The 22,345-nt window shown below is 51.9% G+C and carries 24 protein-coding genes; 6 read left to right on the forward strand and 18 right to left on the reverse strand.

Going from position 1 to position 22,345, the window contains the following annotated elements:
- Positions 1 to 68: 68 nt before the first annotated feature.
- Positions 69 to 1,274, forward strand: coding sequence for a pyridoxal phosphate-dependent aminotransferase (locus tag ACEVG1_RS04620; RefSeq protein ID WP_374742395.1), 1,206 nt, complete (start codon positions 69 to 71; stop codon positions 1,272 to 1,274).
- Between the two features lies 1 nt (position 1,275).
- On the opposite strand, the gene ACEVG1_RS04625 is transcribed toward ACEVG1_RS04620, so the two are convergent.
- Positions 1,276 to 2,523, reverse strand: a complete 1,248-nt coding sequence (locus ACEVG1_RS04625) for an ABC transporter permease (protein WP_374742644.1) — start codon at positions 2,521 to 2,523, stop codon at positions 1,276 to 1,278.
- A gap of 139 nt (positions 2,524 to 2,662) precedes the next feature.
- Between ACEVG1_RS04625 and queA the strand changes: the two genes are divergently transcribed.
- Positions 2,663 to 3,712, forward strand: a complete 1,050-nt coding sequence (gene queA / locus ACEVG1_RS04630) for a tRNA preQ1(34) S-adenosylmethionine ribosyltransferase-isomerase QueA (protein WP_374742396.1) — start codon at positions 2,663 to 2,665, stop codon at positions 3,710 to 3,712.
- 18 nt (positions 3,713 to 3,730) lie between these two features.
- Entirely contained in the window at positions 3,731 to 4,438 is a 708-nt protein-coding gene (locus tag ACEVG1_RS04635; protein ID WP_374742397.1) for a 2-C-methyl-D-erythritol 4-phosphate cytidylyltransferase, read from the forward strand.
- On the opposite strand, the gene ACEVG1_RS04640 is transcribed toward ACEVG1_RS04635, so the two are convergent.
- The 12 genes from ACEVG1_RS04640 to ACEVG1_RS04695 all read right to left on the reverse strand — a co-directional run bounded on the left by ACEVG1_RS04640 (position 4,435) and on the right by ACEVG1_RS04695 (position 14,234).
- A complete protein-coding gene (locus ACEVG1_RS04640) occupies positions 4,435 to 4,587 on the reverse strand; it encodes a lmo0937 family membrane protein (protein ID WP_374742398.1) in 153 nt (50 codons plus the stop codon). The two genes, ACEVG1_RS04635 and ACEVG1_RS04640, sit on opposite strands and share 4 nt — an antisense overlap.
- A gap of 87 nt (positions 4,588 to 4,674) precedes the next feature.
- Positions 4,675 to 5,439 carry an MBL fold metallo-hydrolase gene (locus tag ACEVG1_RS04645; RefSeq protein WP_374742399.1) on the reverse strand — a complete coding sequence of 255 codons (765 nt, stop codon included), beginning with the start codon at positions 5,437 to 5,439 and terminating at the stop codon, positions 4,675 to 4,677.
- Positions 5,436 to 5,705 (reverse strand): hypothetical protein, encoded by a 270-nt coding sequence (locus tag ACEVG1_RS04650; RefSeq protein ID WP_374742400.1) that lies wholly within the window; start codon positions 5,703 to 5,705, stop codon positions 5,436 to 5,438. The genes ACEVG1_RS04645 and ACEVG1_RS04650 overlap by 4 nt, the downstream gene beginning before the upstream one ends.
- An 84-nt stretch (positions 5,706 to 5,789) precedes the next feature.
- Complete coding sequence (locus tag ACEVG1_RS04655; RefSeq protein ID WP_374742401.1) at positions 5,790 to 6,782, reverse strand: glycosyltransferase; 993 nt, start codon at positions 6,780 to 6,782, stop codon at positions 5,790 to 5,792.
- Between the two features lie 3 nt (positions 6,783 to 6,785).
- Positions 6,786 to 7,736 (reverse strand): glycosyltransferase family 2 protein, encoded by a 951-nt coding sequence (locus tag ACEVG1_RS04660; protein WP_374742402.1) that lies wholly within the window; start codon positions 7,734 to 7,736, stop codon positions 6,786 to 6,788.
- Between the two features lie 8 nt (positions 7,737 to 7,744).
- Complete coding sequence (locus ACEVG1_RS04665) at positions 7,745 to 8,326, reverse strand: DUF4199 domain-containing protein (RefSeq protein ID WP_374742403.1); 582 nt, start codon at positions 8,324 to 8,326, stop codon at positions 7,745 to 7,747.
- Positions 8,327 to 8,343: 17 nt separating this feature from the next.
- Positions 8,344 to 9,012 (reverse strand): hypothetical protein, encoded by a 669-nt coding sequence (locus ACEVG1_RS04670; RefSeq protein WP_374742405.1) that lies wholly within the window; start codon positions 9,010 to 9,012, stop codon positions 8,344 to 8,346.
- Entirely contained in the window at positions 9,012 to 10,283 is a 1,272-nt protein-coding gene (locus ACEVG1_RS04675) for a dihydroorotase family protein (RefSeq protein WP_374742406.1), read from the reverse strand. The genes ACEVG1_RS04670 and ACEVG1_RS04675 overlap by 1 nt, the downstream gene beginning before the upstream one ends.
- 97 nt (positions 10,284 to 10,380) lie before the next feature.
- A complete protein-coding gene (locus ACEVG1_RS04680) occupies positions 10,381 to 10,959 on the reverse strand; it encodes a UbiX family flavin prenyltransferase (RefSeq protein WP_374742407.1) in 579 nt (192 codons plus the stop codon).
- A gap of 76 nt (positions 10,960 to 11,035) precedes the next feature.
- Entirely contained in the window at positions 11,036 to 12,100 is a 1,065-nt protein-coding gene (locus ACEVG1_RS04685) for an ABC transporter permease (RefSeq protein WP_374742408.1), read from the reverse strand.
- Entirely contained in the window at positions 12,084 to 13,067 is a 984-nt protein-coding gene (locus tag ACEVG1_RS04690) for an ABC transporter ATP-binding protein (protein ID WP_374742409.1), read from the reverse strand. Before ACEVG1_RS04690 ends, ACEVG1_RS04685 begins: the two co-directional genes overlap by 17 nt.
- Before the next feature lie 3 nt (positions 13,068 to 13,070).
- A complete protein-coding gene (locus ACEVG1_RS04695; RefSeq protein ID WP_374742410.1) occupies positions 13,071 to 14,234 on the reverse strand; it encodes an NEW3 domain-containing protein in 1,164 nt (387 codons plus the stop codon).
- A gap of 449 nt (positions 14,235 to 14,683) precedes the next feature.
- On the opposite strand from ACEVG1_RS04695, the gene ACEVG1_RS04700 reads away from it, so the two are divergent.
- A complete protein-coding gene (locus ACEVG1_RS04700; protein ID WP_374742411.1) occupies positions 14,684 to 15,337 on the forward strand; it encodes an ankyrin repeat domain-containing protein in 654 nt (217 codons plus the stop codon).
- A 25-nt stretch (positions 15,338 to 15,362) separates the two neighbouring features.
- Here ACEVG1_RS04700 and ACEVG1_RS04705 read toward each other — a convergent pair whose 3' ends face one another.
- Genes ACEVG1_RS04705 through ribD form a run of 5 tightly spaced genes read right to left on the reverse strand, consistent with a single transcriptional unit; the run spans position 15,363 to position 19,631 of the window.
- Positions 15,363 to 15,584, reverse strand: coding sequence for a PspC domain-containing protein (locus ACEVG1_RS04705; protein WP_374742645.1), 222 nt, complete (start codon positions 15,582 to 15,584; stop codon positions 15,363 to 15,365).
- Complete coding sequence (locus ACEVG1_RS04710; RefSeq protein ID WP_374742412.1) at positions 15,584 to 16,873, reverse strand: DUF2851 family protein; 1,290 nt, start codon at positions 16,871 to 16,873, stop codon at positions 15,584 to 15,586. Before ACEVG1_RS04710 ends, ACEVG1_RS04705 begins: the two co-directional genes overlap by 1 nt.
- 43 nt (positions 16,874 to 16,916) lie before the next feature.
- Entirely contained in the window at positions 16,917 to 17,672 is a 756-nt protein-coding gene (locus tag ACEVG1_RS04715; protein WP_374742413.1) for an ABC transporter ATP-binding protein, read from the reverse strand.
- A 13-nt stretch (positions 17,673 to 17,685) separates the two neighbouring features.
- Complete coding sequence (locus ACEVG1_RS04720) at positions 17,686 to 18,564, reverse strand: ABC transporter permease (RefSeq protein WP_374742414.1); 879 nt, start codon at positions 18,562 to 18,564, stop codon at positions 17,686 to 17,688.
- Entirely contained in the window at positions 18,564 to 19,631 is a 1,068-nt protein-coding gene (ribD, locus tag ACEVG1_RS04725; protein ID WP_374742415.1) for a bifunctional diaminohydroxyphosphoribosylaminopyrimidine deaminase/5-amino-6-(5-phosphoribosylamino)uracil reductase RibD, read from the reverse strand. The genes ACEVG1_RS04720 and ribD overlap by 1 nt, the downstream gene beginning before the upstream one ends.
- Positions 19,632 to 19,757: 126 nt before the next feature.
- On the opposite strand from ribD, the gene prmC reads away from it, so the two are divergent.
- Both prmC and ACEVG1_RS04735 read left to right on the forward strand, forming a co-directional pair.
- Positions 19,758 to 20,624, forward strand: coding sequence for a peptide chain release factor N(5)-glutamine methyltransferase (prmC, locus tag ACEVG1_RS04730; RefSeq protein WP_374742417.1), 867 nt, complete (start codon positions 19,758 to 19,760; stop codon positions 20,622 to 20,624).
- Positions 20,625 to 20,640: 16 nt separating this feature from the next.
- Positions 20,641 to 22,284, forward strand: a complete 1,644-nt coding sequence (locus ACEVG1_RS04735; protein WP_374742418.1) for an amidohydrolase — start codon at positions 20,641 to 20,643, stop codon at positions 22,282 to 22,284.
- Positions 22,285 to 22,345: the final 61 nt, after the last annotated feature.

Here is a 22,345-nt window from a genome sequence, read left to right on the forward strand (position 1 = left end):
TTGCTGGAAAGTGAAATTTCACCAAATTCGTGATAATTAATGCACAACTTTTCCTAAGTTTGCCCCTCATGAACACACCTTCTATTCTCTCCGACAGGATCAATAACCTGTCCGAATCGGCCACCTTGAAAATGACGAAGTTGGGCCGTGAATTGGCAGCCAAAGGCATCAACGTGATCAGCCTCAGCGTGGGCGAACCGGATTTCAACACGCCGGACCACGTGAAAGAAGCCGCGAAACAGGGGCTCGACGAGAACTATACCCGCTATTCGCCGGTGCCGGGCTACCCCGACCTGCGGAAAGCGATCGTGAATAAGCTGAAAACGGAAAATAACCTGGATTACGATGTCTCGCAAATCGTGGTTTCCACCGGAGCGAAACAATCGCTATCCAACGCTATCCTCACCCTGATCAATCCAGGCGACGAAGTGATTATCCCCACCCCGTATTGGGTATCGTACTCAGAAATGGTCACGCTGGCCGAAGGTAAATCGGTATTCATCAACGCGACCATCGAGAGCGACTTCAAGATTACGCCCGCCGAACTGGAGGCGGCGATTACGCCCCGGACAAAGCTGTTCATGTTTTCTTCGCCCTGCAACCCTACGGGCAGCGTGTACAGCAAGGAGGAGCTTGCCGGATTGGTGGATGTGTTTGAAAAGCACCCGGACATCTACATCATTTCCGATGAGATATACGAACACATCAACTTCGTGGGCAAACACGAGTCGATTGCGCAGTTCGATAGCATCAAAGACCGCGTGATCTTGATCAACGGTTTTTCCAAAGCCTTTGCGATGACGGGCTGGCGGCTGGGCTACCTGGCGGCAAGCAAGGAAATCGCGGCAGCCAATGACAAGTTGCAGGGCCAAACCACCTCGGGTACGTGCTCCATTGCCCAACGGGCGGGGATAGCGGCCTATGAGCAGGGATTGGAAACCGTACTGGAAATGAAAAATGCATTCGAACGGCGGCGCGAACTGGTGTACAACCTGCTGAAGGATATACCGGGCGTGAAAACGAACCTGCCGCAAGGAGCGTTCTATTTCTTCCCCGACATCAGCGCATTCTTTGGCAAAAAAGACCCACAGGGAAATACCATCAAAGACTCGGCCGATCTGGCGCTGTACCTGCTCAACGAAGGGCATGTGGCTACCGTAGGCGGCGATTCATTCGGCAACAACAACTACATCCGGATTTCGTACGCGGCATCTGACGACGCGCTTAAAGAGGCCCTCCGGCGGATTAAAGAAGCACTGGCGAAATTGGCGTAACTTACTTGCTCCGAATGGCTTCTACCGGGTCTAACCGTGCGGCCATGGCCGCCGGTATGATACCGGCAATGAGACCGATCAACGTGGAAAGTACAATGGTGAGTATAACCATGCCGACGTTGACCACAATGGCCAGGCCAAAGGCGAGCTTAACCAAAAAGGCAAGTAGATAAACAATAGACAGGCCCGCTAACCCGCCGATGATACACAACGCTATCGCCTCAATAAGGAATTGAGATAGGATAAAGTAGTTCTTGGCACCCAACGACTTCTGGATACCGATAATATGCGTGCGCTCCTTGACGGATACGAACATGATATTGGCGATACCGAAGCCCCCCACCAGGATGGAGAAGATACCGATGAAACCACCCGCCATGTTGATAACGCTGAACATCGCGTCCAACTGAGCGGTGATGATGGTGGTTTTGTTGAGTGAAAAATCGTCTTCTTCCTGCGGGCTGAGCCGCCGGATAGACCGCATCGTACCGCGTAGCTCGCTTTCGGTTTCATCCAACGAAACCTGGGGCAACGCGCTCACCATGATATAGGAATCGGCACGCCGGATGTTGATGACGTTGCGGCCGAAATTGAGTGGGATGAGCACGGTATTGTCCATCGACACATCGAATATCATGCCCTCCCCTTCTTTTTTGAAAACGCCGATCACGGCTACCTTCCGGCCCAACACCTTGATGGATTTGCCGATAGGGCTGGCGCCGCCGGGGAAAAGGCCCTCCGCAACGGTGGCCCCGATAACCGCTACGTTGCTGCCGCGGTTGGACTCGGATTCTGTAAAATAGCGCCCTTCAACGATTTCGAGCTTGCGGATGTCATACAAATCGTGCGACGCGGCCGAAACGGTAATGCCCGAAACGTTGTTGTTGCCGTATTGGGCCATCCGGTTGCCCACATCGATATTGAAGGTGATCGCTTCGGCCGTGGTCATCCGGTTACGTAATGCTGTAAAGTCGCGCAAATCGGGCTCGGGACGGTTCACGTATTTCCACCAGGGATACTCCTCACCCCCGCCCCATGGCCACTTCTGCACATACAATGTTTTGCTGCCCAGTTTCTCGACGCTATTCTCCAGGTTGGCCCGCAGGGTATCCACCGCCGAAAATACGCCGATAATGATGAGGATGCCGATGGTTACTCCAAGCAACGACAAAAATGTCCGCGTGCGGTTTTCGCGCAACGCCGCAAACGCAAAACCAAAACTCTCGCCGATTAATCTCAGGAATAACATCATATACGGTAAGACGACCAAACGGCCACTAAGTTACAGCCAAAAATACACAATATAATATTAAATAATTTCATAACTTTGCACGCTGATTTACACGTTGGCATATCGGCATGCCACCATCTAAAATTTCACATCAACAATGAAGCTATCACAGTTTAAGTTCAATTTACCTGAATCATTAATTGCTTACGAACCTACCGACAACCGGGATGAATCGCGGTTGATGGTGCTCGACCGCAAGACGGGGAAAATAGAACATAAGATTTTCCGCGATGTGCTGGATTATTTCGACGACAAGGACGTGATGATCCTCAACAACACCAAGGTATTCCCTGCCCGGATGTATGGCAACAAGGAAAAAACCGGTGCCACCATCGAGGTGTTCCTCTTGCGCGAATTGAACAAGGAACTCCGCCTTTGGGACGTGCTGGTAGATCCCGCCCGGAAAATACGCGTAGGCAATAAACTATACTTCGGCGATGACGACCTGCTGGTTGCAGAGGTGGTAGACAACACGACCTCCCGCGGCCGCACCATCCGTTTCCTGTTTGACGGCACGGATGAAGAGTTCCGCCGCAACATCGAAGTGCTCGGCGAAACACCCTTACCGAAATACATCAAGCGCAAAGCAACGCCGGAGGATAAATTTCGTTACCAAACCATATTCGCCAAGCACGAAGGTGCCGTGGCAGCCCCAACCGCCGGCCTCCATTTCAGCCGTGAACTGATGAAACGACTGGAACTGAAAGGGGTTGAATTTGCCGAAATCACGTTGCACGTGGGGTTGGGTACGTTCCGGCAGGTAGAGGTGGAAGACCTCACCAAGCATAAAATGGATTCGGAGCAATTTTTCATCCCCGAGGAGGCTGCCAAAACAGTAAACAAGGCAATCGATGCGAAGCGGCGCGTATGTTCGGTAGGCACCACTTCCATGCGGGCCATCGAGTCTGCGGTATCTGCCGACAAGCACCTTAAACCGGCAAGTGAATGGACGAGCAAATTCATCTATCCGCCCTACGACTTCAGCATTGCCAATAGCATGATCACCAATTTCCATACACCGGAGTCTACGCTACTGGTGATGATAGCTGCATTTGGCGGCTACGAAAACGTGATGAATGCATATGAAATAGCCGTGAAAGAGAAATACCGTTTCTACAGCTACGGGGACGCGATGTTGATTATTTAGTCGTAAGTCGTTTAGCCATTGGTCGTAAGTCGTAAAAACTATGCGATAATCGTTGCCGGGGGTACCGGTACCCGCATGGGTATGGATACGCCGAAGCAGTTCCTGCTGCTGGACGGCCTCCCGGTAATGATGCACGCCATCAACGCATTCTACCGAAGCGAAAGCTCACCGCAGCTTATCGTGGTAATCCACCCATCGCTCCGCGACGACTGGACAACCTTGTGCAAAAGGCATGGTTTTGATGTACCCCATACCGTAGTGGATGGCGGAAACAGCCGATTTGAAAGTGTGAAGAACGCCTTGAATGCCATAACGGTGGCGGGTGACACACCGGAAGACTGCCTGATTGCCGTGCACGACGCTGCGCGCCCGTTGATCTCGCCCACCCTAATCGACAAAACCTACCTGCAGGCAGCGCGTACGGGTACTGCCGCGCTGGCTGTGCCCAGCACCAACTCCATACGGGTAACCCATGGCAATGGCTTAAAAAACAACGCATTCCCACGGACACGTGTGTACCTGATGCAAACACCACAGACATTCAACGGTGCTGTCCTCCGCGATGCATATGAGCAAGCCTATGAACATGCTTTTACCGACGATGCCTCGGTAGTGGAAAAAAAGGGGTATCCCATCACGTTAGTGGATGGCGATACCCATAATATTAAAATCACCTATGCGGAAGATCTGCCCATCGCGGAGATACTTCTCAGGCAACGCCCCTAGGCAGCACTTCGGATAACACGCAATAGGATTGCGATGATCGCGATGACCAGCAAAATGTGGATGATTCCACCTGTGTAGTAACCACCGAAGTAACTTATCGCCCAAGCGATCACGAGGATTACGGCGATGATATAAAGCAAATTTCCCATAACATAATAATATTGAGGTTAATATTTAATAATTACCTACAATAACACCTGCCGGGCAAAAAAGTTTTGGCGCGTTGCATTAGAGCGTCAGGGAATGATTAGCTCCAAGCCGTCATAAGCCAGGTGGATGCCCCGCGGCAGCTCCCCTTCCACCTCGCTATGCAGCCCAAGCCGATGGCTGATGTGGGTGAAATAAGTCTGTTCGGCACCGATCCGTTGTGCGAATGCCACCGCCTCGGCTAACGTAAAATGCGAGATATGGGCGTCGCGCTGCAGCGCATTGACCACCAACACACGGGTACCGGCCATTTTTTCAACCTGGCTGTCATCGACCGTTTTCGCATCCGTAATATAGGTGAAATGGCCTATGCGGAACCCCAATACCGGCATCATATAATGCATCACTTCAATGGGGACCACGTCGTGGCCGAACAACCTGAAGGGTGCCGACGTAATTTCATGGAGGTTTAGCATGGGTACCCCGGGATATCGCTTTGCGGAAAAGGCATAGTAAAATTCGCGCTGCAAGGCTTCGTGCACATCCCTCGTGCCATAAATATCAACGGCCGCCCCCTGTTGCCGATTGAATGCACGCACATCATCCAATCCGGCTACGTGGTCCTTGTGTGAATGGGTGAACAATACGGCATCCAAATGGGTAACGTGCGCGCGAAGCATCTGGTACCGGAAATCCGGACCCGTATCGATAACGATGTTTTTTCCCTCCAGCTCAACCAATACAGAAGACCGCAAACGGTTGTCTTTAACATTTGGGGAGGTGCATACCGGGCAATCGCACGCGATGACCGGAACACCCTGCGATGTACCTGTGCCTAAAAATTTAACCGTCAAATCGTGAGCCTAGTTTGTTTGATACTTTGTAAAAACTGCCGCTGCTTTTCACCCAGTGCTGCATCGGCCGCGGGCACCTCCCTTAGGATACCCACCAGGGAACCTATTTTTGTTTCGATGTTTGAAAACCGGTTGACCACCACTACCCGGCTATGTTCCAGCACACAGGCAGCGGTTTTGAAATTGCCTTTTTCATAGCGCACCTTATAACCTAAGTCTTTCAACAAGGTTTCCAATTTATCGAGGCTATGTTGTGTATTGGGCAACAAACGTAATCGGATTTCGATGTGCCAAAATACAATTCATCTCACGAAATAACAAAGGCGATTTATCAACAGGCCGTTGCCTTTTCAACCGCGTACGAGTACCACCCGCTTAACGAAGTCTTGGATGAATCCCAACCCGTAGGCACATAGCTGGATAAAAGAGGCAACAATACTCAATAACGCCACTTTCAGCCGCCGGGTCTTAACCAATGCATGGAAAAAAAGCAAGAGGGTGTACCCCCCAAGCAGGGCATTGCCTGCTGCTACCAAAGCGTTTAAACACACCATGCCCATCACCCTGCTTGATAAATTGGCCAGCAATAATGCCATCAAAAATAACACGAACGCCGCCGGGAAAAAATGGACCAGCCTGAGCTCCCCGGGAAAATGTTTGTAGATATTGATCCGGGCACGGCCGAAAAAATGCAGTTGCTTATAGAACTGCATGAAGTCGGTACGCCGCTTGTGGAACACCACCGCATCTGGAATGAGCCCGATGCGGAATCCGGAGGCATGGATGCGTATACTGTACTCAATGTCTTCACCGAGGCGGGTAAGCTTAAACCCGCCGATCTGCTCCCATACGGCCCTCGAAACCCCCATATTGAAACTACGCGGGTGGAACTGCCCGAGATGTTTCCTGTTTCCACGGATGCCTCCTGTGGTAAACGGCGACGTCATTGCATAGCTAATGGCTTTCTGTATGGAGGTAAACGATTCATGGGCCGCATCGGGGCCGCCATACGCATCAAGCGGTGTCTCCCGCAAGAATGCGGCGACGTTGGCCAAGTAATCCGAAGGGATGAGGCAGTCTGAATCAAAAATGACGAAATAGTCGCCTTTGGCACGCTCAAAGCCGAAATTGCGCGCAAATCCCTGTCCGGCATTCGGCTTTACGTAATAGTGCACATCGAGCTTGCCCTCATATTCCGACACGATATGCCGGGCATCCTGGGTTGAACCATCTTCAATAACCAGCACTTCAAATGGCGAATAGGTTTGGCGGGTAAGGCTACCAAGCAGCTCATCAACTTCCTGCGGCCGGTTATAAAGCGGGATGATGATCGAAAAAAACATGGATCAAATGACCTTCTCTATCTGGTAATTATTACGGTCCACCCCGTTTCTCGAAACCAGTTCGGCAACGAATCCCGTAAGGAACAGCTGCGTACCGATTACAATGGCGATGAGGGCAAAGAAAAACAGCGGCTGGTCGGTTACGTTGCGATACGGGCTTTGGTTGGCAATGCTTACCAGCTTCTCTACGATGAGCCAAACGGCAATCACGAAGCCCGCGAGGAAGCTCAAAACCCCCATGGTGCCGAAGAAATGCATGGGCCGCTTGCCGAACTTGCCAACGAAAAAGATGGAAAGCAAATCAAGGAAACCTTTAATGAATCGGCCCGGACCGAATTTCGTTGTGCCGTACTTGCGGGGAAAATGCTGCACAACCTGCTCGTCGATACGTCGGAAGCCTGCCCATTTTGCGATGACCGGGATGTACCGGTGCATCTCTCCGTAAACCTCAATACTCTTTACCACTTCCCTGCGGTAGGCTTTCAGCCCGCAGTTGAAATCGTGGAGGTTATGGATGCCTGACATGCTCCTGGTAACGGAGTTGAAAAGTTTGGTGGGCACCGTTTTGCTTAGCGGGTCGTGGCGTTTCTGCTTCCACCCGGAAACCAGGTCAAATCCATCCTGCGTAATCCGCCGGTATAATTCGGGTATCTCATCCGGGCTATCCTGCAAGTCGGCATCCATGGTAATGACCACATCGCCCTGCGCAGCCGCAAACCCTACATTAAGGGCCGCTGACTTACCGTAATTGCGCCTGAACTTAACGGCGGATATCTTGGGATTGATAGTTTTGAGTCCCTCGATGACCATCCACGATTCGTCCGTGCTGCCGTCATCCACCAGGATAATCTCATAGCTGAACCGATGGTCGTCCATCACCCGCCGGATCCACGCAGCAAGTTCGGGCAGCGATTCCGCTTCGTTAAACAGTGGAATAACAACAGAAATATCCATCAGGGTGATTACTCCTCGTCAACGGGTGCAAAAACCGGGCGTTCACGTTTGAAAATAGCCGCAAAAATAAGTGCCCCGATGAAGTAAAAGATGGCTGCAATGGCCAGGCCTTGTATAAAATCCATCAAACCTGGGTTTACCTGCTTCTCGATACTTTTCTCCGCCTCCTCGATCATCTTGTCGATCACTTCCTGGTCGGAACTGAAGGTCTCGGCCATTTGGGTGGTGGCATTCAGCGTGACCTCGCGCATCATATTGGCATAATCGGGCTCTATCCATTTGGCAAAAGCGGTGGTAAATGCGGTAGAGATGACCACCTGTACGATGAACATCAGGAAAATATTGCCCAACGCTTCGCGGAATGACCAATAACCGCCTATTTTTTTGCGGAGGTCTATGGTGAAGTAGATGGCAAGACCAATGCCAATGGCAATGGTAATAAAGCCAAAGGCTGGATTTGCCATCAACGTGGGCGAGGCATAGTATACCAGCAGGAAAATGATGATGTTGATGACGGCCCAGATAAGCGCATTGGTGATCGCTACTTTCTTTGCACTTACGTTTTCTTCGGTGGTAAGATTCGTTGTCATGGTTATGTGTGTTTTAATTAATGATTATAAGCTACCAACAACCCATAGAGGGCCATGTCAAAGGCCGGATTGGTACTTTGTGCTGCATATGCCGCCCAATCGGCATCCGCGGGATGCTGCTCGTGGAAGAAACTCATTATCGGATAGAACAAGTCGGCAAGCTCTTGGTTTCCGGGGATGTTCGAAGCGACCTTGGCAATTTCGCCGTATGAGCTATCAACTAGCAACTGGTTGGCTATAATGGGCTCGTAGATACGGTGCTCATCTTGAAACTCGTCTTCGTCTACCAGCAAAAATTCTTTGAGGTAATCCGCCAACTCAGGTTCGATATCCTCATCGCTGCATTCACGGAGATAGAGCAGCAGGTTGAGCAGTTCGGTGCCCCGCTCGATGGTTTGCTCCTCAATCTCCTCCCACGCGTCCGACTCGAGGTAATCGCTCTCCAATTTCTCCACATCGGCGGCAAAAAAGTTCATCAGCAGCAGGTCAAAAACAACTTCACGCAGTTCCTCAAAAGCGGGGTGGTCATCAAAAACAGCGTCTGACTGGCCTACCTTGTCTAAAAAAGCCTTGTCGCTTCCAAACGCTTCAAGCAGTGACGCCTGTACCCCAGCCACTTCCAACTGAGCCTCGGTGGCATAGGCCTGCAGGCATTTTTCAACCGCTTTGCGAATACGTTGATCCATTAGAATTGTGTGTTTGCTGTTTGACGTTTATTGACTACCATTGTTACGGCACCTTTCAGCAAGTTGCCCCACAACGGGCTGTTGCTCGATTTCGAACGGTTTGTCTGCCGGTCAAACCGCCATTCGCGTTCCACATCGAACAAGACGAGATTGGCGGGGGCACCTTCCTTGAACTCGGGAATAGGAAGCCCCAGTACCCGTCGCGGACCAATGGCCAACTTATCGACCAGCTGTTCCACAGTCAACCCCGCCTGGAGCACGAGCGGCAAAACGGTCTGCAAGCCAATAATACCGTCTGCAGCAATCTGGTATTCGACCTCCTTATACTCGATCTCATGCGGTGTATGCTGAGATACGATGGCATCGATGGTACCGTCTTTAATCCCTTTAAGCAGTGCTTTGCGGTCTTGGGAAGTACGGAGGGGTGGACTCACTTTATAATTGCTATCGAAACCCACTACCCGTTCGTCGGTCATCACCAGGTGGTGGGCCGCTACCTCGCAGGTAACCGGTATGCCCTTGGCCTTGGCCTTGCGGACCAGATCCACGCTTTCTGCCGTACTGATGGTGGAGAAGTGGATCGGTGCGTCGTTGTATTCGGCGAGGTATAAATCGCGGGCAACCATGAGCGCTTCGGCCAGGTTCGGATTGCCGCGCATACCGAGGTAGGTACTTGTAACCCCTTCATTCATCTTTGCACCCGCCGCCACCGACACATCCTCCGGGCAGGAAATGATGCGTCCGTTGAACCCCTTGCTGTATAGCAATGCCCTGCTCATCAAGCCAGCTTGCTGCACAGGCTTGTCGCCGTCGCTGAATGCCACCGCTCCAGCCAACTTCATATCGTAGAGTTCTGCCAGCTCCTCGCCCATCCGCTTTTTACTGATGGTACCAATGGGATATACATCAACCAGCAACGGTTTGGCACGGTTCACAACCAGAGCCACTTCCGGTCGGCTGCTCAGCGATGGTTGCGTATTGGGCCGAACAGCCACTCCCGTAAACCCACCAGCTGCTGCGGCAGCACACCCCGAAACCATGTCTTCCTTGGTTTCGAGCCCCGGCTCACCGAAATTCACATTCATATCAAAAAAGCCCGGTGCTAGGTATTGTCCCTTTGCATCAACGACGGTTTGCGTGCCGCCAGCGGCCTTGATCCGGGCGGCAATCTGGGTGATGGTTCCGTCTTCAACCAACACATCCACCTCACGGTCGTGAAAAGGCGTACCTGGGAAAACGATCTTGGCAGATTTGATGAGTAGGTTATCCATGTATATCGTAAAAAGACAAAAAGCGTGGATTTATGGCGGTATGCACATTCATTGACCAACAAAATTACAAAATCCGCCGCAATGGCAACTATTTATTTTATTTTTCATCATCTGCTACCGCGCCCCACTCGTAACCATCCTGCTCAAACCCAGCCAACGCCAGCACCCTGTCTACCACGGTTGCCGCAATTCCTTCTGCATTTTCCGGCAAGCTGTAAAACGACGGGCTCGCCGGGCATATGATGCCTCCGGCCTCGGTAACGGCAAGCATGTTGCGGAGATGGATGGCGCTCAGCGGCGTTTCCCGCGGCACCAGGATCAGCTTACGCCGCTCCTTCAGTACCACGTCGGCCGCGCGCGTTGTCAGATCGGAAGAGGTGCCGTGCGCAATCCGAGCCAACGTGCCCATCGAACACGGGCACACGATCATCGTATCAAACCGGGCGGATCCCGATGCAAACGGCGCATAGAAATCATTCTTTTCATACAAGGCGAATGGATATGCCGCATAGCTATCACTGCCCAGTTCAAATTGCCATACGTCCCGCGCGTTATCAGACATCACCAGAGCTACTGCATCCCACTGCGCCTGGAGTTCCAACAGCTTATCGAGCAATACTTTGGCATAAATCGACCCGCTGGCCCCCGTGATGGCTACAACAATCTTACGCTTCATCGTTCTGAAAGTTTGCCAAACATAACCAAATCGGCATTGAATTACAAACGGGTGCGAACGACGAAGCGTGGCGGCCCTACCTTGACCGAATCTCTTTACGCATGAACGAAACGTACGACAAGGCAAAGCACACTACCGTTGCCGCGATAAGCCCGGTAAGCTGTGGCCATACAATGAGCAGGCTTTGGCCCAAGGGCAATGGGCTGGGGATGGCACCGTAGGCCTGCTGCATGGTAAGCGGGCCCAAGCTTCTCACCGACGGCACCAATAACGTGGTGGTGGCATCGGCATACAATTGGCTAGGAACAACACGCATGAGATTAACGATGAATTGCTGGTAGCCCAACAACTGTTCTTGTGATGCCATGTCGGGCGGTGCCATTGCCCTGGCGACCATATTGACAATCAATTGGTAGAATATGGTAAAAAACAGCCATATGGCAATTGCAGTCAGCGCGGAAGTGGCTGCCTGCCGGAACCGGATGGATAGGAATACCGCCAAATTGAGCCAAAATGCGACATACAGCACGCTCAACAACAGAAAGAAAATAATCCGCAAAAATTCCTCTGCAGTGGGTGGAATGCCGATGATGAACAAACCGAAGCCCATTACCAAAAAGCCGAGGACGAAGAACATGACGCCTATAACCGCCAACGCCGCGACAAATTTGGCGTTGATCAGGTAATCACGGTGGATAGGCTGTGCCATGATACGGCTCAACGTGCCCGAATTATGCTCGGAGTTGATGGCATCGAATCCCAACCCGATACCCAACAGGGGCCCCAGAAAGCCGATGAACACATGGAACGGCGGCAAGGAACCGTCGGACAACGTGAACAGCTTCAGGAAAAAAAAGGGATCGTCTTCTTTGCTGGATTTGGCAAGCTCGTCTACCAGGTTGGTAATCGACGTGTAAAGGGAGCCAAAACAGGTTAACAGAATAAGGAACAACAGCACATTGAAACGCCAGCTGCGCACATGGTCGGATATTTCTTTCTGGACGATGACCCAAAAAGGATGAACGGCCCGATGCGTATGCCGGTGGTTCAGACGGGCAAAAAGCCCATTTATGGTGTTGCCTGCCTTCGCGGCCCAAGCGCTGGTCGTCAGCCGACCGGCTGCGTTATGCGATTTTTCCATATGTTTCGCCTCCCTCGAAATACTGGGTATAAATATCGTCCAAGCCATATTCCTTCATCGTCAGTGAGGTAAGCCCCACGCCCGAATCAACTACGATGCGCGCCACCTCCGTGCGGAGGTCTGCCTCGCTTCCCACCCGCAGTATACCACCATGGATGGTAGCGGACACCACTTGGCTCAACTCGGCAAGGGCTGACCTGACCGCTGCTAGCTGCGCCCCTTCGCCATCGAGCGTTTCCGTATCGATACCTACTTCAATAATATACGGTTCGTTGGCTGAAAATAGTGTACGCGAGAGCTCCCGCACATTTCCTTCTGCCAGCAGCTTACCCGCTACGAATATCCCCACCCGATCGCACACTTGCTGCACTTGGTGCAAGTGATGGGAAGAAAGCAGCACGGTTATTTGCTCCTCACGGCTCAATGCCACGATAAGCTCCAAAAATTCGCGTACGCCGATGGGGTCGATGCCCAGGGTGGGCTCATCAAGGATGATGACTTGGGGATTTTTCACCAGCACATCGGCCAAGCCCAGGCGTTGCCTCATACCCCTCGAGTATTTGCCTACCTTCTTCCCGGCTGCCTGCTGCAAACCCACACGTTGCAGCAAACGATCCACACGCGCGGAAGCCTCGTGCAGCGAAAGGCGGTTGAGCCTCGCCGTGTACAACAGGTTTTCGCGACCGCTCAGATGCTCGTAAAACCCGACGTCGTCTGGCAAGTACCCTACCTGGCGTTTTACCTCGATGGGATTTACCGTTGCATCTATCCCACAGACATGCACGGCCCCAGAGGTTGGTTCGCTAAGCCCCAGCATCATGAGGATGGTTGTTGACTTGCCCGCTCCGTTGGGACCGAGCAGCCCGAAGATTTCGCCCTTGCGAATAGAAAGGTCGAGGCTATCTACCGCCGTGAAATTGCCATACCGCTTGGTAAGCCCCTTGAGCTCAATAATCGATTTATCCACCGGTTACCTCCTTCCATATTTGCGGAACAAATAGTAAACGCCACCGAGGGCACCGAGAATAATCAGGATACCCAGCCACCCCCATAGCAGCGGCGTACGCACCGATACACGCAGCGATGCCGTAGCTGTCTTCTCGGCTGTCCTGGCCTCGAGGTTGGTCACGTAATCGCCCGCCACGGCCTTCCTGCTTGCTTTGATGGTTGCTACCACTTGCGCGTGCTGGCCGGGCGCAATCACGTCGATCTTCGCAGGCTGAAACTCAACGGTCCAGTCTACCGGTGCCGACGATTTCATCTCTACATTTTTCAGCGGGGCGGAACCGGTATTTTTCACCAGTAGCGCTACCTTCTCATCACCGCCCGCGGTGATGGACGTACTTAGCCTACCCGAAGGCGTAGTGAGTTCGAGGTTATAGGATCCCGTGATGACAACTTCGAGCTCCATGTTGGAAGACATGCCGCTTGCGGAGGCAACCACCGGAACTTTATACTTGCCGGCGCCCAATTGATCGGGTGGATCCAGCTCGATGGTGATGTTCTGCGTTTGGTTGGGGTTTACGTTCACCGACGATACCTGCTTGCCATTTGCCCGGAACAGCGCATTCCATCCCTGTGGCACTTGCGCCCGCAGTCCGTAAACCTGTTCTTCGCTAGACGGGTTGCGCAACGTGGCATTGAAGGTAAACGTAGAATTGGCTGCTCCTTCCATATTGGCCTGGTCGGTACTGAACTCCGATTTAAAGGTTCCCTGCTCGGATACGACCACGGTAAGCGGGAGGCTACTGGCTCCCCTTGCTACGAGTTGGAAGCGATAGGTGCCTTTTTCTACCTTATAGGGCACCTGAACTTTAAAAGAGACATTCTTCTTCTCTTTGGGCAATACGGAGAGCTGCTCTACGGTCCATCCGCCCGATTTGAGCTCGTAAGACCACCCCTCGGGCAAACCGGAAACGGCGAGTTCGGCACCCCGGATACCCCCGCTGTTGTTGATCACGTCAACCGAATAATCAATGGATTCGCCCGGAGGCACCGAAATCTTGGTATAGGGCGTATAAAGGGATAAACTCTGTGCAACGGTAACGCGCTGCACTTGCGGAACGGGAATCGCTCCGCACAACACCAATAGCAAAATGACAACTTTTGGTAAAGTAATGGCACGTGTTAACATAAAAAGAAATTTGACTAATTCAGAAATGATAAATAGTATGGGCAAATGTATAAAATCACTATTTTCTCAAAAATAATTTCACATTTTTTAACAATTGGCTCGGAAAAGCACGAAATTTACAGTCCCACAAAAAAGGGCCGAATAACTAAATATTCGACCCTACATCTACCTATGAAAAACATGCCCTTTGGGAGGGCAATACAAAAGTACATCAAAGATTGAGGATACCAAACAAATAATAATCTAAAAACGGTTTTTGTAGACGTAATACTACAACAGCATAACAAAATAGCATATTTTTGCTAGTCCCGTTGCTCTCTTGAACGTGGCTCGGGCGTGTACAGCCCTTTATTATTCGGGTTCTTTTTAAACGCCAGCTCATACAGGTTTGATAAATTTTTAGTTAATTCGTCCTTATAATTTAGTTGTTGACCACCCAAAGTAAAAAAATGAGTCTAAGTTTACTAGAAGCGTATATAGAGAAAGGCGACAGTATAGCCATCGATGATTTGCTGAACGGAAACCCCGCACTGTGCAACCAAAAAACCAGTCACGAAATTTCTCCGCTCCTACTTGCCTGTTACTATAACAAACCCCAAATTGTAAAAGTACTGCTCAAACACATCAATGAACTCACCATACATGAAGCGGCGGCGGCCAATCTCCTCGAACAAGTACAGGCGATGGCAGCGGACCTGCCGGATGCGTTGGACGCGGTTTCAGACCATGGATTTACCGCATTGGGGATGGCCACACATTTCGGAAATGAAGATATCGTCCGTTTTCTATTGGAAAAAGGTGCCGACCCAAACACCCACTCGCAAAATGGTTACAATGTGTATCCACTCCACGCCGCCGTTGGTTCTGGCTTTGACGGCATAGCGAAGATGCTGATCGAGGCGGGGGCAGAAGTGAATGTATTGCAAACCTCGCGGACCAGCCCTTTGCACCTCGCTGCACAAACCGGCAATATTGACCTGATTATCCTCTTATTGGAAAATGGGGCATCGGTAGCGATCAAGAATGAAATGGGCAAAACGGCCTCGGACCTGGCAGGCGAAAAGGGGCATACTGAAATTGCCAATATACTGAGAGCCGAATAAACCGGCGCTTACTTCCTAGCACACGCTAAACATCCCAGAGCTGGTGCCGCATGCGTTTGATATAATTCCGGAAATCCAGCACAACCCCGGCCAAGAAATAAAAGATGATCGGGAAGCCGACGGCAAGAAAAGAGGTATAGATAAAGAATAACCGAAGTTTGGAAATGGAGATTCCCAAGCGCTCGCCGATGTACGTGCAGACACCAAAGGAACGCTGTTCGAAAAACAAAAGGATTCGCTTTACCATCATTCATTGTGTTTGATTAACTGCAACCCCACCCCACAATCCAAACATTTTCTCTTGTCGCAGTAAAACGTTTTCATTTGTAACAAAGCCTGTGATTCAGCAGCCTGTGCTGCCCTTACTCCCAACGCGGAAAAACGCTTCAAAACCGCATTATCTTCTGCTTTTAAATCCTCAAGCAAGGCAATAGCCCGGTAAATATACATTTCTTTACCCATATATTTACCATAGGCAAATATAATGCCTGCCACGGCATTGATGAGTAGCGCATCTATCGAACGTGCACCCAACTGGTTTCCACCCGATGCGGGAGGCGTGTCAAAGCGGTAGTGTTCTAGCCAATATGGGTTGACGGGCAGATCGTCAAAAAACGCTTTCAACGAACCAATTTCCTTCGTGTCCGTAATGGCAGCAAATAGCTGCGTAGACCGCAAACATAGGGCGGCAAACTGGGCGATGCGTACCGTAGGGAAATTGCCGGGGCGCGTGCGCATGAATCGCCAGGAAGCAGCACCCATCGGTTGCAACGAATGCAACCTGCGCAAATGGGCATACTCCCGTTGCAGATCTTGTGGGTAGCCATCTGCAAAGAGGGTATCTTCCAGCATCCCCGCCTGCCCGAAAAACAGGGCTTCTACCGACAACGGGCGATGCTTGTGCTTTGCAATGACCGATGGGGGCAGGCTACGCGCCAGCTGTTCGAATGCATCGGCATTCACCTTAAACCCAAAACTCCGTGCCATCCAGATATAACATGTGTCTTCCCAACTGCCGCGCTGCTGGTCCAACACCCCATATATGGCCGAAATTTTGTATTCGAAACGCTCCATCAACAAGCGCGACAGCCATTGGGATAAATGAAAGGGCGGAACGCTATGGATTAGCTTTTCGCAGGGAATCCACCACATTCCGCTCATCAGTTCGCGGTATCTCGGCAAGATAGTGGCCGGGATCCGTGGTCTCAGTTCCAATGTTTCGAGCGGTGTGCCATCTTCCCTGTATGCGGGCTTATCGTATTCATAAACCACATGCAAAATCACGCTGTTGTAGGCCTTATCTGCATGGTGCCGGTGCCGCTCCCAGTCTGACGCCCGGATATGGATCTCCACGTTGCCACTCCACGCTACCTCATCGATAACCACACGCCCTGCTAAAAAATCGGGACCTGCATCGTGGTTGTGCGTACCCGGATAGATAATTCGAACCAGCTTACCCGATTGGGTACGCAAATTTTGCATGGCAAATAGACGGTACTTCCAAACAAAATGCAATAAATCTTCAGACAAGGTCATATAACATGGTCATAGGGAATGTAGACCAAAGGTAGGAATTTGATTAATAATAATCAAACCATGAGACAACCGCGCCATGGTCAAGGGTGCGTTTAGCTATTTCTTCGTAATCCCTTATGATTTTCCCGTTCTCCATCTGTATCAAACGGCTTCCATAACGGAGAGCCTCATTGATGTTGTGGGTAACGAGTAATGCCGCAAGCTGGTCTTCGGCTATCAACCGATTGGCTGTTTCCATCACCTCACGTGCGGAGCGGGGATCGAGCGCGGCCGTTGGCTCATCGAGCAACAATATATCCACATCGGCCATCACCGTCATCAATAAGGTCAATGCCTGCCGCTGCCCCCCGCTTAGTGTGCCCATGGGTTGGGCTAGCTTATTTTCGAGCCCCATGCCCAACGTCGATACTTTATCGGCCACCTGCCTACGGAAGGCTGTACCCGTGCCCAATTTCAACCATTTGGTCGATCCGCGCAAGGCCGCCATGCGGAAATTATCCAATATGCTCAACGACGCAGCAGTGCCCAGCAGCGGGTTTTGGAATACGCGGCCTATCCATCGGCTGCGTTGGTAATCGGGTAGCCGCTGGATATCGTGCCCGTGCAACAGGAGGCTGCCCTTATCAGGATATATACTACCCGCAATGAGGTTGAGCAGCGTGCTTTTTCCCGAACCATTGGCGCCAACGAGCACCGTGAAACTCCGTGGCTCCAACCGGAGCGTAACATCTTGCACAGCGGCCACCTCGGTGGCTTTGCCGGCGTTGAACACTTTGGTGATATGTTGGAGCTGAAGCATACCTGTTCTCTCGCTAACGTTTGGCCAGTTGCAACACACCCCCTACACGGGGTAAGGCCACGATGGCCAGTACCAGCAAGGCGGTGGTGAGTTTGAGCAGATTGGGGTTGACACCGACACTTAACGCCAATGCAAGCACGGACTGAAACAAAACCACCCCTACGATGACGCAACTAAGCATCGGCAGCATAGCACGTAGTTTCAGGAAATTAATCAATGTGTCGCCGATGATTACGGCACCCAAACCGCTGATCACAATACCGATGCCCATATTGATGTCTGCGAAACCCTGAAACTGCGCCATCAATCCACCGCTCCAAGCCACCAGTGCATTGGAAAGGGCCAGACCATACACCTTCATCCGCGTGGTGTTTACCCCTTGGGCACGGATCATGGGCTCACTATCGCCCGTAGCACGTAGTGCAATACCAAAATCGGTACGCAGCAAATAACTCATGACAAAAAGCAGGGCGATGACAAATAGTATCAAAACCGACATCGTGTTGTGGTCTATGCTGTCAAATAGTCCCAGTTGGTCGAACACAGCGGGATAATCAAGTAAGGGCATATTAGACCGCCCTAGGAATACCAAATTGATCGAATAGAGGGCTGTCATTACCAAAATGCCCGCCAACAGCGCATGTATGCGTAGCCATGTATGGATCAATGCGGTGCAGCACCCCGCCAACGCGCCGCCCCCCATGGCCAATAGCAGCGCCACCAACGGGGGATAACCCTGTGACAGCGCCACCGCTGTAGTAACCGCACCCAACGTATAGCTCCCATCGGTGGTAATATCCGGGATGTTGAAAATTTTCATCGACAGGAAAAGACCCACGACCAATGGACCGAAACACAATGCTTGAATGACTGCGGCGAAGTAGAAATCCATTAGCTAGTGGCGTTTTGATCCGTACGGTAGTAGATATGGAGCCGATCTGCGCCTACCTGCTGGCCGGCAGCAGCGGCTGCATGACAGATGGGAGCCGCTACGCCGGCACCCCAACGTTGGGGCGCTGTAAACACCCGGGCTTCGTCCCACAAGCCTGCTTCCAGAAAGAGGTCGAGCGTTTTGCGCCCACCCTCTATGATGACCGATTGGACATCCATCAGGTAAAGCTGGAAAAGTATATTCTGCGGCAGGTACCAATCAAAATTCTCCAACGCGATATACTTGATGTTTCCCATCCAATCCGCCCGTGTGGCATTGAACACAATCGTCTCGGCGCTGGCATCGAGCAGATGGGCTGTTGACCCAACGGCAAGGTCTTTGTCAATAAGCACCCGCTTGGGGTTGCGCCCCGGCAGCTCCCTTACGCTAAGTTGCGGGTTATCTGACAGGGCTGTGCGCGTGCCCACCAATACCGCATCTTCCTCGCTGCGCCAGCGGTGCACCAACTGTTTAGCGTCTGCACCTGTGATCCACCGTTGGGTGCCGTCTTCCGGCGCCATGTACCCGTCGGCTGTTTGTGCCCATTTAAGGATAACGTAGGGCCGCTGCTGGCTTACCCGCGTTGTGAAACGGCGATTTAACCAACGCGACTCATCGGCCAATACGCCCTCGGTTACGCGGATGCCGGCCGCTTCCATCACGGCTATCCCCTTGCCATCCACCTGGTCGAACGGATCGCGGCACCCTACAACCACCTCCCCTATCCGATGATCCGCCAGTAGCTTAGCACAAGGCGGCGTCTTCCCGTAATGGGCGCAGGGTTCGAGGCTTACGTACATGGTTGAATTGCGGAACAAGGAAGCCGCACCATCCCCATACTTGTTAAGAACCTCCTCGATGACCAATGCCTCCGCATGCGCCCCCCCGAAACGCTGGTGGTAATTTTCGGCAATGACCTTTCCGTCATGCGCCAATAACGCCCCTACCATCGGATTGGGACTTACCTGCCCCATCCCCAGCCGGGCCAGCTCCAGGCAGCGCCGCATGTAAGTCTCATGTTCCTGCATGACGCAAACATACTTAAAAATGTTCTTTTTTGCCACGCACATACCTGCATCGCCCGAGCAACCTTTGTCTAACCCCGCTGGTTATATTGTTTGGTCAACCCGGATGGATAGCGTATGTTTGTATGCATGCAATCCATCGCAGCAATCGAACAACGATTCGTAAATGACCTGTTGCATTTGTACCATGCAGATGAAATCAAACACCTGTATTACCTGCTGGTTGAAAATCGATTGGGTTGGACCAAAACAACCTACTTGCTGAACCGCCAAACGCTGCTACGTGATGAGGATACCCGTTGGTTGGTGTCCGCACTATCGGAACTGCTGACGGCAAAACCCATCCAATACGTTTTGGGGCATGCTTGGTTTATGGGAATGAAACTTGCCGTGAGCGAATCGGTATTGATACCCCGGCCGGAGACCGAGGAATTAGTTCACCTCATCACTAGCCAGCATAACAAGCATGCAACTGGCCCCCTGCGCATTATCGACATCGGCACAGGGAGTGGCTGTATTGCCATTGCCCTCAAAAAAGCATTGCCAACGGCACATGTATATGGTCTTGACGTTTCGGAAGACGCACTGAATATGGCCCGGCAGAATGCGGAGAGCCAGTCGGCACGCATCGATTTCATCCATGCGGATATATTGGAATGGGAATTGGTTTTCCAGCACGAACAGCGATTTGATATCGTAGTGAGCAATCCGCCGTATATCACAACGGCCGAGCAGGGCGACATGCACCGCAATGTGCTGGCGCATGAACCCCACTTGGCACTTTTTGTACAGGAAAGTGCCCCGCTATTATTTTACGAACATATTGCCGCATTTGCATTGCACCATTTACAGCCAGCAGGCGATTTATATGTAGAGATAAACCGCTACTACGGCCAAGCAGTAAGCGACTTGTTCAGGAAAAAAGGCTTCGTGGCGGCCGCACTCCACCAAGACATGCAAGGAGCCGATCGCATGGTCCACGCAAAAAAGGAATAACCAACGTATTTTAGCCATGAATAAAACCGTCCTTACCCTGACCGCTTGCAGCGCAGCTGCCGTGGCGTTCTCTTGCGGTGACATCAAACATGCGGACCTGATTGTGTACAATGCGGTCGTTTACACGGTCGATTCATCCTTCCGTAAGGCCGAGGCCTTTGCCGTGCGCAACGGGGTATTTGTTGCAATCGGCACATCGGACGAGATACGCACGGCATACGAGGCTGAAGAAGCAATCGATGCACAGGGACAGCCTATCTACCCTGGTTTTTACGACGCCCATTCCCACTTTTTCGGCTATGCGCAGACCTTTGGCCAAGCGGACCTGAGTGGGGCTACCTCGTTCGAGGAAATCATTGATCGGTTGAAGGCATTCCGCGCCGAGCATCCCGATGCGCCGTGGCTACTGGGTCGCGGGTGGGACCAAAATCTATGGAAAGACAAGTCGTTCCCTACGCGGCACCGTTTAGACGCCGAATTTCCCGACGTGCCCGTTTACCTGGTGCGCATAGACGGCCACGCGGCGTTGGCGAGCGGCAAGGCACTGGAGCTTGCGGGTGTGACCGGGCCGATCGACGTAGAAGGTGGGTTGGTTGAAGCCAAAAATGGGCAGCCTACCGGTATACTGGTAGACAACGCGATGGACCGTGTATCTAGTATCATCCCGCGTGCCACAGCACCACAACTGACCCAATTCCTTCAAAAAGCGGAAGACGCCTGCTTAGCCGTGGGACTTACCACCGTGAGTGATGCCGGGCTAGGGCGTTCGTCCATCGACTTACTGGACAGCCTATATGCGTCGGGGCAGCTTCGCATCCGTAACCACGCAATGATTGGCTTATCGCACGAGAACCTCGATCATTACCTAGCGGCAGGGCCTTATGTGAGCGACCGTTTCACGGTGCGCGCCTTCAAAATACTGGCCGATGGCGCCCTGGGGTCACGCGGTGCCTGCCTGCTCCTCCCTTACGCGGATGCGCCCACTTCTGGATTCCTGCTATTCATCCCCCAAGCCATCGATTCGGCCATCGCGCGCATAGTGGATAGTGATTTCCAAGTAGCCACGCATGCCATCGGCGATTCGACCAACCGGTTGGTGCTCGATATTTACAGCAAATACCTTAAAGGGAAAAACGATCGCCGCTGGCGCATCGAGCATGCACAGATCGTGTCGCCGACCGATTTCGAGAAATTCGGCACTTATGATATTATCCCTTCGGTGCAACCAACGCATGCTACATCAGACATGTACTGGGCCGAGGACCGTGTGGGCCCAGCGCGTATCAAAGGAGCCTATGCGTACCGCCAGTTGCTCGAACAGGCGGGTTTACTGGCATTGGGCAGTGATTTCCCGGTGGAGCACATCAACCCACTCTATGGATTCCATGCGGCCATAGCCCGTGTAGACAAAGATGACTACCCGAAAGGTGGCTTCCAGCCCGAGAATGCGATTGACCGCGAATCGGCCTTGCGGGGCATGACGGTATGGGCTGCATACAGCGTATTTGAAGAAGACAAACGCGGTAGCATCGAAGTGGGAAAAAAAGCGGACTTCGTGCGATTGGAAAAAGATATCATGACCATTCCGCCCGATGAAATCCGCGACGTCGCTGTATTACAAACCACCATTGCCGGGGAAACGGTTTATATAAAGAAATAATTACGGACGATGCACACATTTGGACGCCGTATTAATGATTGAAACTAAAGCCCTTACCAAT

This window comes from Parapedobacter sp. 2B3 (assembly GCF_041925275.1).
Classification (GTDB): Bacteria; Bacteroidota; Bacteroidia; order Sphingobacteriales; family Sphingobacteriaceae; genus Parapedobacter; species Parapedobacter pyrenivorans_A.

Coding starts and splice junctions, on each gene's coding strand:
- ACEVG1_RS04620 (WP_374742395.1), top strand. CDS start 69: ATGAACACACCTTCTATTCTCTCCGACAGGATCAATAACCTGTCCGAA.
- ACEVG1_RS04625 (WP_374742644.1), bottom strand. CDS start 2,523: ATGTTATTCCTGAGATTAATCGGCGAGAGTTTTGGTTTTGCGTTTGCG.
- queA (WP_374742396.1), top strand. CDS start 2,663: ATGAAGCTATCACAGTTTAAGTTCAATTTACCTGAATCATTAATTGCT.
- ACEVG1_RS04640 (WP_374742398.1), bottom strand. CDS start 4,587: ATGGGAAATTTGCTTTATATCATCGCCGTAATCCTCGTGATCGCTTGG.
- ACEVG1_RS04655 (WP_374742401.1), bottom strand. CDS start 6,782: ATGTTTTTTTCGATCATCATCCCGCTTTATAACCGGCCGCAGGAAGTT.
- ACEVG1_RS04660 (WP_374742402.1), bottom strand. CDS start 7,736: ATGGATATTTCTGTTGTTATTCCACTGTTTAACGAAGCGGAATCGCTG.
- ACEVG1_RS04665 (WP_374742403.1), bottom strand. CDS start 8,326: ATGACAACGAATCTTACCACCGAAGAAAACGTAAGTGCAAAGAAAGTA.
- ACEVG1_RS04670 (WP_374742405.1), bottom strand. CDS start 9,012: ATGGATCAACGTATTCGCAAAGCGGTTGAAAAATGCCTGCAGGCCTAT.
- ACEVG1_RS04675 (WP_374742406.1), bottom strand. CDS start 10,283: ATGGATAACCTACTCATCAAATCTGCCAAGATCGTTTTCCCAGGTACG.
- ACEVG1_RS04680 (WP_374742407.1), bottom strand. CDS start 10,959: ATGAAGCGTAAGATTGTTGTAGCCATCACGGGGGCCAGCGGGTCGATT.
- ACEVG1_RS04685 (WP_374742408.1), bottom strand. CDS start 12,100: ATGGAAAAATCGCATAACGCAGCCGGTCGGCTGACGACCAGCGCTTGG.
- ACEVG1_RS04695 (WP_374742410.1), bottom strand. CDS start 14,234: ATGTTAACACGTGCCATTACTTTACCAAAAGTTGTCATTTTGCTATTG.
- ACEVG1_RS04700 (WP_374742411.1), top strand. CDS start 14,684: ATGAGTCTAAGTTTACTAGAAGCGTATATAGAGAAAGGCGACAGTATA.
- ACEVG1_RS04705 (WP_374742645.1), bottom strand. CDS start 15,584: ATGGTAAAGCGAATCCTTTTGTTTTTCGAACAGCGTTCCTTTGGTGTC.
- ACEVG1_RS04710 (WP_374742412.1), bottom strand. CDS start 16,873: ATGACCTTGTCTGAAGATTTATTGCATTTTGTTTGGAAGTACCGTCTA.
- ACEVG1_RS04715 (WP_374742413.1), bottom strand. CDS start 17,672: ATGCTTCAGCTCCAACATATCACCAAAGTGTTCAACGCCGGCAAAGCC.
- ACEVG1_RS04720 (WP_374742414.1), bottom strand. CDS start 18,564: ATGGATTTCTACTTCGCCGCAGTCATTCAAGCATTGTGTTTCGGTCCA.
- ribD (WP_374742415.1), bottom strand. CDS start 19,631: ATGCAGGAACATGAGACTTACATGCGGCGCTGCCTGGAGCTGGCCCGG.
- prmC (WP_374742417.1), top strand. CDS start 19,758: ATGCAATCCATCGCAGCAATCGAACAACGATTCGTAAATGACCTGTTG.
- ACEVG1_RS04735 (WP_374742418.1), top strand. CDS start 20,641: ATGAATAAAACCGTCCTTACCCTGACCGCTTGCAGCGCAGCTGCCGTG.